General features: G+C 66.4%; 12 protein-coding genes. 8 read left to right on the top strand and 4 right to left on the bottom strand.

What is annotated here, in order from left to right; all coding sequences use genetic code 11:
* Nucleotides 1–28 precede the first annotated feature (28 nt).
* A complete protein-coding gene (locus ACZ1I5_RS09240; protein WP_465173395.1) occupies nucleotides 29–805 on the top strand; it encodes a polyphosphate kinase 2 family protein in 777 nt (258 codons plus the stop codon).
* Between the two features lie 13 nt (nucleotides 806–818).
* Here ACZ1I5_RS09240 and ACZ1I5_RS09235 read toward each other — a convergent pair whose 3' ends face one another.
* Nucleotides 819–1,448 carry a carbonic anhydrase gene (locus tag ACZ1I5_RS09235; RefSeq protein WP_465173394.1) on the bottom strand — a complete coding sequence of 210 codons (630 nt, stop codon included), beginning with the start codon at nucleotides 1,446–1,448 and terminating at the stop codon, nucleotides 819–821.
* Between the two features lie 65 nt (nucleotides 1,449–1,513).
* Here ACZ1I5_RS09235 and lipA point away from each other — a divergent pair, with 65 nt between their 5' ends.
* Together lipA and ACZ1I5_RS09225 are read left to right on the top strand one after the other, a co-directional pair.
* On the top strand, nucleotides 1,514–2,449 hold the full coding sequence (gene lipA, locus ACZ1I5_RS09230) for a lipoyl synthase (protein ID WP_465173393.1): 936 nt from the start codon (nucleotides 1,514–1,516) through the stop codon (nucleotides 2,447–2,449).
* Entirely contained in the window at nucleotides 2,449–2,922 is a 474-nt protein-coding gene (locus tag ACZ1I5_RS09225; protein ID WP_465173392.1) for a type II toxin-antitoxin system RatA family toxin, read from the top strand. The genes lipA and ACZ1I5_RS09225 overlap by 1 nt, the downstream gene beginning before the upstream one ends.
* On the opposite strand, the gene ACZ1I5_RS09220 is transcribed toward ACZ1I5_RS09225, so the two are convergent.
* From ACZ1I5_RS09220 to ACZ1I5_RS09210, 3 genes are read right to left on the bottom strand one after another with little or no spacing between them, the layout of a single operon-like run.
* Nucleotides 2,868–3,389 (bottom strand): CinA family protein, encoded by a 522-nt coding sequence (locus ACZ1I5_RS09220; protein ID WP_465173391.1) that lies wholly within the window; start codon nucleotides 3,387–3,389, stop codon nucleotides 2,868–2,870. The genes ACZ1I5_RS09225 and ACZ1I5_RS09220 overlap by 55 nt on opposite strands.
* Nucleotides 3,386–3,880 (bottom strand): hypothetical protein, encoded by a 495-nt coding sequence (locus tag ACZ1I5_RS09215; protein WP_465173390.1) that lies wholly within the window; start codon nucleotides 3,878–3,880, stop codon nucleotides 3,386–3,388. The genes ACZ1I5_RS09220 and ACZ1I5_RS09215 overlap by 4 nt, the downstream gene beginning before the upstream one ends.
* A gap of 44 nt (nucleotides 3,881–3,924) precedes the next feature.
* Entirely contained in the window at nucleotides 3,925–5,079 is a 1,155-nt protein-coding gene (locus ACZ1I5_RS09210) for a bifunctional 2-C-methyl-D-erythritol 4-phosphate cytidylyltransferase/2-C-methyl-D-erythritol 2,4-cyclodiphosphate synthase (protein ID WP_465173389.1), read from the bottom strand.
* A gap of 86 nt (nucleotides 5,080–5,165) precedes the next feature.
* On the opposite strand from ACZ1I5_RS09210, the gene dusB reads away from it, so the two are divergent.
* Genes dusB through ntrX form a run of 5 tightly spaced genes read left to right on the top strand, consistent with a single transcriptional unit; the run spans nucleotide 5,166 to nucleotide 12,347 of the window.
* A complete protein-coding gene (gene dusB / locus ACZ1I5_RS09205) occupies nucleotides 5,166–6,167 on the top strand; it encodes a tRNA dihydrouridine synthase DusB (protein WP_465173388.1) in 1,002 nt (333 codons plus the stop codon).
* A gap of 4 nt (nucleotides 6,168–6,171) precedes the next feature.
* Nucleotides 6,172–7,236 carry a two-component system sensor histidine kinase NtrB gene (locus tag ACZ1I5_RS09200; protein WP_465173387.1) on the top strand — a complete coding sequence of 355 codons (1,065 nt, stop codon included), beginning with the start codon at nucleotides 6,172–6,174 and terminating at the stop codon, nucleotides 7,234–7,236.
* Nucleotides 7,237–7,246: 10 nt separating this feature from the next.
* Complete coding sequence (gene ntrC / locus ACZ1I5_RS09195; protein WP_465173386.1) at nucleotides 7,247–8,701, top strand: nitrogen regulation protein NR(I); 1,455 nt, start codon at nucleotides 7,247–7,249, stop codon at nucleotides 8,699–8,701.
* Between the two features lie 52 nt (nucleotides 8,702–8,753).
* On the top strand, nucleotides 8,754–10,970 hold the full coding sequence (locus ACZ1I5_RS09190) for a sensor histidine kinase (RefSeq protein ID WP_465173385.1): 2,217 nt from the start codon (nucleotides 8,754–8,756) through the stop codon (nucleotides 10,968–10,970).
* Between the two features lie 3 nt (nucleotides 10,971–10,973).
* Nucleotides 10,974–12,347 carry a nitrogen assimilation response regulator NtrX gene (gene ntrX / locus ACZ1I5_RS09185; protein WP_465173384.1) on the top strand — a complete coding sequence of 458 codons (1,374 nt, stop codon included), beginning with the start codon at nucleotides 10,974–10,976 and terminating at the stop codon, nucleotides 12,345–12,347.
* Nucleotides 12,348–12,354: the final 7 nt, after the last annotated feature.

Genomic DNA, 12,354 nt, shown 5'->3' with positions numbered 1-12,354 from the left:
GCGCGACACGAACGGATAGGGATGCCGGATGACGATCAACCTCTCGGATTACGAAGCCGGCGCCAAATACAAGGGCGACTATGACGACGATCTGGCGAAGCTGCAGGAGCGGCTCGCCCATATCCAGGTTGCGCATATCGTTCACAAGCGCCGCGCGCTGATCCTGCTCGAAGGCTGGGACGCGGCGGGGAAGGGGGGCATCATTCAGCGCCTCACCACGGAATGGGATCCGCGCAACTTCCAGGTCTGGCCGATCAAGGCGCCATCGCCCGACGAGCTCGCCCGTCATTTCCTCTGGCGCTTCTGGAAGAAGCTGCCCGGCAACGGCAATATCGCCGTGTTCGATCGCAGCTGGTATGGCCGCGTCCTCGTCGAGCGGGTCGAGGGCTTCGCCAAGGAAGCGGAATGGCGCCGCGGCTATGACGAGATCAACGAATTCGAGGCGCAACAGGGCGATTCGGGCACGACGATCGTCAAGCTGTTCATCCACGTCACGCAGGCGGAACAGGACGAGCGGCTCAAGGGCCGGCTCGAACATCCCTGGAAGCGCTGGAAGACCGGGCTGGAGGATTATCGCAACCGCGACAAGCGCGGCGACTATCTCGATGCGATGGCCGATATGTTCCGCCGCACCGATACGCGCTGGGCGCCTTGGCATGCGATCGACGGCAACAACAAGAAAGCCGCCCGCATCGCTGCCCTGACCGTCATCGCTGACCGGCTGGAGGCCAATGTGCCGATGGACGCCCCGCCGCTCGACCCGGAGGTGGAGAAGCTGGCGCGCAAGGCCCTTGGGCTAAAGTAACGCTGCCCTCCGTCTAGGCCGGTGCGAAATTGCCGTCCTGGTCCATCAGGTGCAGCACGCCGTCCGCGATCGCGAAATAGGCGCCGCGCAGGGTGAGGGTCCCTGCCGATTCGCGTTCCGGGATGCAGGGAAAGGTACGGAGATTGGCGATGCTGACCCGCACCGTTTCCAGTTCCATCGCTCGCGTCGCTTCCGGTCCGACGCCATATTCAGCGATGATCCGATCACGGGCATCGTCGAGCATGTCGACCCAGTGCGCGATGAAGCCGCCATCGCCCGCCGGCTTGCCGACGAAGCGCCGCGACAGCGCCGCTTCGACGCCGCCGCACGATCCATGGCCGAGCACCACGACTTCGGACACTTCCAGCTGAGTCACCGCGAATTCGAGCGCTGCCGACACGCCGTGCCGTCCGCCGCCCAGTTCGAACGGCGGCACGAGGTTGGCGATGTTGCGCACGACGAAAATCTCGCCCGGCGAGGTATCGAAGATCTGCGCCGGGTCGACTCGGCTGTCGGAGCAGGCGATGACCATGACGCTCGGGTTCTGGCCCTGACCCAGCTCGGCCCATCGGCCGCGCTGATGCGCCCACCCGGTGCCACGAAATCGCTGATAGCCGTCGAGCAGGTCGGAAAAGCCGGTCATGGCGCCTCCATTTGCACTCCCAACAAGGGGTGGCAAGGGGGCCCTGCAATCGCTATCTGGCGCTCATGAACGAGATGACACCGCTCGCCGCGCCGGCACCGCGCCAGCGCAAGCCCGACTGGATCAGGGTCAAGGCTCCGACCAGCACCGGTTTTGCCGAGACCAAGGCGATGATGCGCCGTCTCAACCTGAACACGGTGTGCGAGGAAGCGGCCTGCCCGAATATCGGCGAGTGCTGGACCAAGAAGCACGCGACCGTGATGATCCTCGGCGACACCTGCACCCGGGCCTGTGCCTTCTGCAACGTGAAGACCGGCATGCCGCGCGCGGTCGACGCGCTCGAACCGCAGCATACCGCCGATGCCGCCGCCGAGCTCGGCCTCGAACATATCGTCATCACCTCGGTCGACCGCGACGACCTGCCCGATGGCGGCGCGTCGCAGTTCGTGAAGGTGATTCAGGCGCTCCGCCGCACCACGCCCAAGACCACGATCGAAATCCTGACCCCCGATTTCCGCAACAAGGCGCAGGCCGCGGTCGAGTCGATCGTCGAGGCCGGCCCCGACGTCTACAATCACAATCTCGAAACCGTCCCCCGGCTTTATCCGACGATCCGCCCGGGCGCGCGCTATTATGCCTCGCTGCGCCTGCTCGAATCGGTCAAGCGCCACGACCCCTCGATCTTCACCAAGTCGGGTGTGATGGTGGGCCTTGGCGAGGAGCGGCTCGAAGTCCATCAGGTGATGGACGACATGCGCTCGGCCGACATCGATTTTCTCACCATGGGCCAGTATCTCCAGCCGACCCCGCGCCACGCCAAGGTGCTTGATTTCGTCACGCCCCAGGCGTTCGACGCCTATGCCGCGATCGCCCGCGCCAAGGGCTTCCTGCTGGTCGCCGCCTCGCCGCTGACCCGGTCGAGCTATCATGCCGGCGACGATTTCGCGAAGATGCGTGCCGCGCGCGAGGCTCAGCTTTCGAAGGGGCTCTCGAAGGGCTGATGCCGCGTCACTCGGAAACCCGCCGGCTTCCCTATTCGCGCGAGCAGATGTTCGATCTCGTCGCCGATGTCGGCAGCTATGCGCAGTTCCTGCCCTGGGTCACCGCCGTTCGTATCCGATCGAACAGCGATACGGAAATGGTCGCTGACCTGATCGTCGGCTTCAAGGGCCTGCGCGAGACCTTCACCTCCAAGGTCGCCAAGACCCGGCCCGATCGCATCCATGTCGATTATCTCGACGGCCCACTCAAATATCTGCGCAACGACTGGGTGTTCCGCGCGCATGCTGATGGCTGCGAGATCGATTTCAGCGTCGATTTTGCCTTCAAGAATCGCGTATTCGAGATGCTGGCCGGGCAGGTGTTCGGCGCCGCGCTGCGCAAGATGATCGGCGCGTTCGAGGAACGCGCGACAAAGCTCTACGGCGCTTCGGACGCCGGGAGCAGCAGTTCGAGCGCGCACAGGGCCGCCTGAAGCCGGATACCGCCGCGCCCGAGATCGCCGAAATCCTTGCGATCCGCGACGACATGCCCCGGATCGCCGCCTTTTTCCGCCCGCGCGAACACCACGGTGCCGACCGGCTTCTTCTCCGTTCCGCCGCCTGGACCCGCCACGCCGGTGATCGCCACCGCGACATCGGCGCCGCTCTTTTCGAGCGCACCCTGCGCCATGCTCCACGCCGTCGCGATCGAGACCGCGCCAAAGGTTTCGATCACGTCGGAACTCACCTTCAGCATGCTGATCTTGGCATCGTTCGAATAGGTGACGAAGCCGCTTTCGAAGATTTCGGACGATCCGGGGATTTCGGTCAGCGCGGCCGAGACCAGCCCGCCGGTGCAGCTTTCCGCGACCGAGATATGGCGCCCGATCGCCTTGTTGGCGTCCACCACACGTTGCGCGGCGGCGACCAGCTCGGCCGGGAGGATGGTGTCCGTCGTCATGATTGCGGCGCCGGGCAGATCGGAAAGTCGGTTTTCCTGCCCTTGCTTGCACGGGAGGCACCTTCAAGCTCGACCACCGACACGATCAGCTCGACCAGGTTGCGTGGCGGCAGGGGAGCGAGCTGAGTCACGATATGGTCGATCGTCGCACAATCCTTCGGCTTGATCTCCTTGGCGATCATCGGAACGATCAGGGTGGTCAGCAGGGGTTTCATCAGTTCCGGGTCCAGCCCCGCCAGCGGTCCGTTGCCGCCAAGCTTCGCAATTCCCGATTTTGCGCCGGGCCATGCCCGGTCGGCCTCAACCTGGAAACTGTCGAGAAACGGTCCGGAAGGCTGCCGCAACAGCGCAGTCGCGGGCAACGATTGAGCGCACGCCGTGCCCACGGCCCTGATCGCTTCGGGGGCCAGCACGAACATGATCGCGGATGCCTCATCGTGCGTCAGGCAGGGCTTGGCCTGCTCCGCGGCCTGAGCGCCGGTGGCGCCCATGACCGCCCATAACGCGAGCGCCCCGACCATCTTCTTCCGCTTCATCACGCTATATCCCCCGGGATCCTGATCGTTGCGATGGCTTGAGCGGCGATACCTTCGCCGCGTCCGGCGAAGCCGAGGCGTTCGGTGGTGGTTGCCTTGACGCTAATCTGCCCCGGCTTGAGCCGCAACAGCGCCGCGATCCGGGTACGCATCGCTTCGCGGTGCGGCCCGACCTTGGGCGCCTCGCAGATCAGGGTCAGGTCGACGAAATCGATGATGCCGCCCTGCGCGACGACCAGCGACGCGGCATGTTCCAGGAACTGGGCCGAATCCGCCCCGCGCCATCTCGGATCGCTCGGCGGGAAATGCATGCCGATATCTCCATCGGCGACGGTGCCGAGCAGGGCGTCGGTGATGGCATGGAGCGCGACATCGGCGTCGCTATGCCCGGAAAGCCCTTTGTCGTGCGGGATCAGGACGCCGCCGAGCCACAGCTCCTCGCCCTCGACCAGGCGGTGCACGTCGAAGCCAGTCGCGCTGCGCACCCGCATCCCGGCGGCATGGCGCGCCTCGGCGGCGGCGAAGTCGGCCGGATAGGTGATCTTCTCCAGCATCATGTCCCCCTCGACGATCGCGACCGTACCGCCCGATGCGCGCAGCATCTGGGCATCGTCGGTCGGTTCCTCGCCCCGCCACGCCTTGTGCGCGGCAAATATTGCATCGAAACGAAAGGCTTGGGGTGTCTGCACGCGGTACATGCCTTCGCGCGGCACGATCTCGCCCAGGGTCTCCCCACCGCGCGCCAGCGTATCCGCGACGGGCAGGGCAGGGAGCGCGCCCTCCTGCAAGTCGAGCGCGGCAAGCAGGCGGTCGATCACCGCGCCGCTCAGGAAGGGGCGGGCCGCATCATGAACCAACACGCGATCGGGCTTGCCGTCGGCCAGGGCCTCCAGCCCGGCACGAACCGATGCGCGGCGAGTCGCGCCGCCCGGTACATGGTCGACATCGCCCAGTGCCGCCGCCAGCGCTTCTTCCTGCCCCGGCCCGATCGCCACGATCACCCGCGAGATATCGGGATGGGCGGCCAACGCCGCATAGCTATGCGCGATCATCGGCTTGCCGGCGAGCGTGGCGAACTGCTTGGGCACATTGCCCCCGCTCCGCACACCCTGCCCGGCGGCGACGATCAGCGCTACGGTGCCCCCTTGCGTCATCGCGCTCGCCTAGCCCAAGCGGCCGGAGACCGCCAGCCTTGCCGCCGCCGCCATCCTCCCCTATAGGCTGCCCGTTTTTCAGGCACATGACTCAGACCCTCGCCCCCATCCAGATCGGACCCGTCCGGATCGAGCGCCCCGTGATTCTCGCGCCGATGACGGGCGTCACCGACATGCCGTTCCGCACGGTCGTGCGGCGCTTCGGCTCGGGCCTCAACGTGACCGAGATGGTCGCGAGCCAGGCCGCGATCCGCGAGACCCGCCAGTCGCTGCAAAAGGCGGCCTGGGACCCGGTCGAGGAACCCGTGTCGATGCAGCTCGTCGGCTGTACGCCGCACGAGATGGGGGAGGCGGCCAAGCTGAGCGAGGATCGCGGCGCCGCGATCATCGACATTAACATGGGCTGCCCGGTGCGCAAGGTGACCAGCGGCGATGCGGGCTCGGCGCTGATGCGCGATCTCGACAATGCCGGCGCGATCATCCGCGCGACGGTCGACGCCGTCAGCGTACCGGTGACGGTCAAGATGCGGATGGGCTGGGATCATTCGAGCCTCAACGCGCCGGACCTGGCGAAGATCGCTCAGGACCTCGGTGCGAAGATGGTCACGGTGCATGGCCGCACGCGCAACCAGATGTACCGCGACACCGCCGACTGGGCGTTTATCCGCCGGGTGAAGGATGCGGTGTCGATCCCGGTCATTGCCAATGGCGATATCTGCTCGATCGAGGATGCCGAGACGGCGCTCGAACAATCCGGCGCGGACGGCGTGATGATCGGCCGCGGTGCTTATGGTCGCCCCTGGCTGCTTGCGCAGGTGATGGAATGGTTCGCCACCGGCCGGCGCATTTCCGATCCTACGATCGAACAGCAATATGAGCTAATTACTGAGCATTATGATGCGATGCTCTCGCATTATGGCAATGAAGTCGGCGTCAACATGGCGCGCAAGCACATCGGCTGGTACACCAAGGGCCTGCACGGCTCGGCCGAATTCCGCAATCGCGTGAACCAGATTCCTGACCCGAAGACCGTCCAGGCGATGCTCGCCGAATTCTACGCGCCGTGGCGCAGCCGCGCGGCGGCGTGATGTCATGACCGAAAAGGCGGGGCCGAGCTTCGCCGCTCTCTTCGCCGCCCTTCCGGTTGCCGTCATGGTAATCGATCCGGAGGGGCGGGTCGCCTTCGCCAATGCCGAATGCGAGGCCCTGCTCAACCTGTCCGAGCGCGCGATGCGCGGCCAGCCGCTCGACAGCGTGCTGACGCCGCCGGGCGAGCCGAGCCGGCGCGACAATCAGGGCTTTTCCGCTTTCGATGCCGAAATCGAGGTCGCGCGTAGCGGCCGGATCATGGTCGACTATATCGAGGCGAGGGTGCCCGATCATGCCGGCTGGCGGTCCATCACGCTGCATCATGGCGCCACCTCGCGGCGGATGGGCCAGTCGGTCGACCGCGCGTCGGCGGCGCGCGCCGCGATCGGCGCGGCGGCGATGCTGGCGCATGAAATCAAGAACCCGCTCTCGGGCATTCGCGGCGCGGCGCAGCTCATCGCCGGTGATGGCGACGGCACCGAGGAACTGACCACGCTCATCACCACGGAGGTCGACCGGATCGCCGCGCTGATCGACCGGATGCAGGACTTCACGGATACCCGTCCGCTGAGCCTCAACCCCGAGAATATCTACCCGCTGCTCGATCATGCTCGCCGCGTCGCGCTGGCTGGGTTCGCCCGGCATGTGACGATCGACGAACGCTTCGATCCGTCGCTGCCCCCGGTGATGACGGACCGCGACGCAATTCTCCAGGTCGTGCTCAACCTCATCAAGAACGCGACCGAGGCGATGGCCGAACAGGCCGACGCGCGCATCACGCTTGCGACGGCCTATCGTCACGGCATGGCGGTCAGCCCGGCACCGGGCCGGCCGCGCCAGCCGCTGCCGATCGAGATCTGCGTGATCGACAATGGCCCCGGCGCGCCCGAGGACATTGCCGACCATCTGTTCGACCCGTTCGTCTCGGGAAAGCCCGAGGGGCAGGGGCTTGGCCTTGCGCTGGTCGACAAGCTGGTGCGCGACATGGGCGGGATCGTGCAATATGCCCGGGAAGGATCGCCGCCCCAGTCGGTGTTCCGCATCCTGCTGCCCCGGGGATCAACGTGAAGAGCAACGCATGAAGAACCAGGGCACCATCCTGGTCGTCGACGACGATTCGGCAATCCGCACCGTCGTTGCACAGGCGCTGCGCCGCGATGGCCACCGCGTGACCACCGCGGCGAGCCTGGCCGAGCTGGACGTACAGCTCGCCGCGGGACTGCCCGACGTGCTGATCACTGACGTCGTTCTGCCTGACGGCAATGGCCTCGATCGCGTCGAGCGACTGACGGCGGATTATCCCGGCCTGCCGGTTATCGTCTTTTCCGCCCGCAATACCCTGACCACCGCCGTGCGCGCGACCGAGGTCGGGGCTTACGACTATCTCCCCAAGCCGTTCGATCTCGACGTGCTCGCCCGGGCGGTTCAGGGCGCGCTCGCCCGAGGCCCCGGTGCGCCCGAGGAAGGCCAAGACGAGGTCGATTCGGCGCTCCCGCTGATCGGCCGCTCGCCGGCGATGCAGGACGTCTACCGGATCATCGCGCGCGTCGTCTCGAACGACCTGACCGTGCTGATCTCGGGCGAATCGGGCACAGGCAAGGAGCTGGTGGCCCGCGCCATCCACGATCTCGGCCCGCGCCGGCGCTCGCCTTTCGTCGCGCTCAACATGGCGGCGATCCCGCGCGAACTGATCGAAGCCGAGCTGTTCGGCCATGAACGCGGCGCCTTTACCGGGGCCCAGGCGCGCTCCGCCGGCCGGTTCGAGCAGGCGGAAGGGGGTACACTCTTCCTCGACGAGATCGGCGACATGCCGATGGAGGCACAGACCCGGCTGCTTCGCGTGCTTCAGTCGGGCGAGTTCACCACCGTCGGCGGCGCGCGCACGATCCGCGCCGATGTCCGCATCGTCGCCGCGACCAATCGCGATCTCGCCCAGCTCGTCGCGACCGGCCTGTTCCGCGAGGATTTGTTCTATCGCCTCAACGTGGTGCCGGTGAGCCTGCCGGCGCTCCGCGCCCGGCGTCAGGACATCTCCCTGCTCGCGCGCCATTTTCTCGATCGCGCTGCGGAGGGAGGCCTGCCGCGCAAGCAACTCGATGCGGCGGCCATCACGTCGCTCGAAAGCTATGACTGGCCCGGCAATGTCCGCGAGCTGGAGAACATCATGCGCCGCATCGCCGTGCTGAGCCGCGACGAACGGATCGGCGCGGACGAGGTCCGGGCGATGATCGGCGCGTCATCCTCTGCGCAGCCCGCCATGCCCGGCGATCCGGGCATCGAAGCGGCGATCCACGCCCGGCTCGAACGGCTCGCGCGGGAGGAACCGGCGGCGCTCGACGACGGCAGCCTCTACGACCGGATCATCGGCGAGGTCGAACGCCCGCTGATCGAGGCGCTGCTCGCGCGCCACGGCCAGAACCAGTTGCGGGCTGCCCGCGCGCTCGGCATCAACCGCAATACGCTGCGCAAACGCCTCGATACACTGGGTATAGACCCCGACGCAGGGCGATCGGGCGGTAGCGATACGGGCTGACCCGTGCGGTTTGTGTGTTTTCCTTGCAACAAAATGTTGTATTGAAGACACGATGACGGCCGACGCGGCTCCCGCGAAAATCAAGAAACCGCTGGGTTTGCGCTTCAGCGTGACGCCGTTCGTCGAATTGCTGGTGCTGGCCGGCGCGGCCGTGATCGCCACCATCAGTTATTTCGTCATCAGCGGCGGGGCGAATTCCCCGACCTTGCTCACGCCGTCGCTCGTCGCCTTGCTGCTGGTGTCGAACCTGCTGCCGGGTGTTGCCCTGCTCGTCCTGCTCGGACGGCGCATCGCGATGCGCCGCGCCGCGCGGTCGCCGATCGGCGGCAAGGGGCGGCTGCACGTCAGGCTCGTTGCGCTGTTTTCGGTGATAGCCGCGGTGCCGACGCTGCTGGTGGTCGTGTTCGCGTCGCTGCTGTTCCAATATGGCGTCGAATTCTGGTTTTCCGACCGTGCCCGTGGCATGCTCGAAAATGCGACGACATTGGCGCAGGAAAATTACCGCGCGGAACTCAACCGGGTCAGCAACGAAACGACGACGATGAGCGGCGACCTGGCCGACTATCTGGGCGCCAACCCGCTGGATGAGAAGCGTTTCTCCCAATATTACGGCTATCAGGTATATCGCCGCAACTTGTCCGAGGCAGTCATCGCGAGAGTCGGCTCGGATGGCCAGACGCGCGTGCTCGCGATGGTCAATCTGTACGATCGGCCGCTCGACAAGGTCATCACGCCGCAGATCGTGGCCAGGATCAATGCCGGCGCGCCGAGCGTGATCCTGCAGAGCAAGGATCGTGCGGCAGCGGTGGTGAAGCTCGCTTATGGCGACGACACCTACCTGTATGCGGCCCGCATCTTCGATCCTCAGCTCAGCAACCAGCTCAAGCGCGGCCAGACGATCCTGACCGATTATCGTACGCTTCAGACGCGGTCGCGGTCGCTGCAGCTCAAGTTCAACGCAGCCCTGCTGTTCATCTCCCTGCTGATCGTCGGTGTGGCGGTATGGATCGCGCTGGAAGTTGCCGATCGTCTGGTCCGCCCGGTCGGCGAGCTTGTCGCCGCGGCGCACCGCGTCGCGACCGGTGATCTGACGGCGCGAGTCCCGATGCCCAAGACCGATGACGAGGTCGGCACGCTCGGCACTGCCTTCAACCAGATGACCGGACGCCTCGAGGAACAGACCGGCGCGCTCGAAAGCCGCCGCGCGCTGATCGAGGCAGTGATGTCGGGCGTCACCGCCGGCGTCATTTCGATCGCTGGTGATGGCAGGATCCGACTGATCAACCGCTCGGCCGCGATGCTGCTCCATACCGGCGATGAGGATCTCGTGGGCCGCCCGCTCGCTGCGATCTCGCCCGAGCTCGACGCGCTCATTCGCGGCGAATCGCGCGAATCGATCGTCGAAGTGGATGTGGAGGGCGAGGCTCGTACCCTCGCGGTGAAGATCGCGCGTGCCGATGAAGGTCCGATCCTGACCTTCGACGACATCACCGGCCAGCTGCTCGACCAGCGCCGCGCCGCCTGGGCGGATGTCGCCCGCCGCATCGCGCACGAGATCAAGAACCCGCTGACGCCGATCCAGCTCGCCGCGGAGCGGCTCCAGCGCCGCTACAACAAGCAGCTGCCGAACGATGACGGCACTTTCACGCGCCTGACCGAGACGATCGTCCGCCAGGTCGGCGATCTTCGGCGGATGGTCGACGAATTCTCGTCCTTCGCGCGGATGCCCAAGCCGACCTTCCACGACGAATCGCTGCTCGATATCGCGCGCCAGACCTTGTTCCTGCACGAGGTCGCGCATCCCTCGATCCGCTTCGACCTCATCCATGACGATACCGGGCCCATGCTGGTGTGCGATCGGCGCCAGATCGGCCAGGCCTTCACCAACATCGTCAAGAACGCCGTCGAGGCGATCGACGCGCGCGGGGAGGGGGCCGAGGGCGCGATCACCATGACGCTCGCCCAGAAGGACAATGCGGTGATCGTCTCGGTCGCCGATGACGGTGTCGGTCTGCCCGCCGCGCGCGAGCGACTGGTGGAACCCTATGTGACGACGCGCGCCCGCGGCACCGGCCTCGGCCTAGCGATCGTCAAGAAGATCGTCGAGGAACATTGCGGCACGATCGGCTTCACTGACCGCGAGGGGGGCGGCACGGTGGTCATGATGATCTTCGACACGGCATTGCTGGCGGCAATGGATACGGGGGGCCGTGACACGGCCGAGGAGGAAGACCGCCGCACTCCTGAACTCACGCGAAATCGGACCTGAATCATGGCACTCGACATCCTCATCGTCGACGACGAGCACGACATCCGCGAACTGGTCGCAGGCGTCCTGGAAGACGAGGGCTATGAAACCCGCGGCGCGGCGGACAGCGATGCCGCGCTCGAGGCGATCTCCGCCCGGCGCCCCTCGCTGGTGCTGCTCGACGTCTGGCTTCAGGGCTCGCGCCTCGACGGGCTCGAACTGCTCGATGAACTGAAGCGCCGCGATCCGTCGATTCCGGTGCTGGTCATTTCCGGCCATGGCAATCTCGACACCGCGGTCGCCGCGATCCGTCGTGGCGCCGCCGATTTCATCGAAAAGCCGTTCGAGGCCGAGCGCCTCTTGCTGATGGTCGCCCGCGCGACCGAGACCGAACGGCTGCGGCGCGAAGTGGCGTCGCTGCGCGCCTCGGTCGGCGCCAACAATGATCTCACCGGCAGCTCGGCCGCGATCAACGGCGTGCGCGCTACCCTGAAACGCGTCGCCTCGACCGGCAGCCGCGTGCTGGTGATGGGCGCGGCCGGCGTGGGCAAGGAAGTCGCGGCGCGCCTGCTCCATGGCTGGAGCCAGCGCGCCGGCGCGCCCTTCGTCATCGTCAGCGCGGCGCGCATGACGCCCGAACGAGTGGAGGAGGAATTGTTCGGGGTGGAGGAGGGGGGCCAACTCGTCCGTTCCGGCCTGCTCGAACAGGCGCATGGCGGCACCCTGTTCCTCGACGAGATCGCCGACATGCCGATCGCGACTCAGGCGCGCATCCTGCGCGTGCTGACCGACCAGAGCTTTACCCGCGTCGGCGGCCAGCGAGTCGTGAAGGTCGATGTCCGCGTCGTCTCGGCGACCGCGCGCGACCTCACGCATGAAATCGCCGAGGGCCGGTTCCGCGAGGATCTCTATTACCGGCTCAACGTCGTGCCGGTGCTGATCCCGGGCCTTGCCGAGCGGCGCGAGGATATTCCCGCGCTGGTCGCGCATTTCATCGCGCACTACGCCTCGGAACGCCGCGTGCCGACGCCGGAGATCGCGCCTGACGCCATGGTCGCACTGCAGAGCTATGAGTGGCCCGGCAATGTCCGCCAGCTCCGCAACGTGGTCGAGCGGACCGTCATCATGGCGCCCGGCGACCGGATCGGCCGGATCGATCTCGACCTGTTGCCCGCCGAAGTGCTCGGCGATCCCGGCGAGATGGGCGGCAGCACCAATGCGATCATGGGCTCCCCGCTGCGCGAGGCGCGCGAGACCTTCGAACGCGAATATCTCCGCATCCAGATTCGCCGTTTCTCCGGCAACATCTCACGCACCGCGAGCTTCATCGGAATGGAGCGTTCGGCCCTGCACCGCAAATTGAAGCTGCTCGGGATCACGGAAACGCGCGACGAGTAGTGGACGA

This window comes from Sphingomonas sp. BL-S-30, from assembly GCF_055521475.1.
Note: the sequence above shows the minus strand (reverse complement) of the source record. Positions and strands in the feature narration are given on the sequence as shown.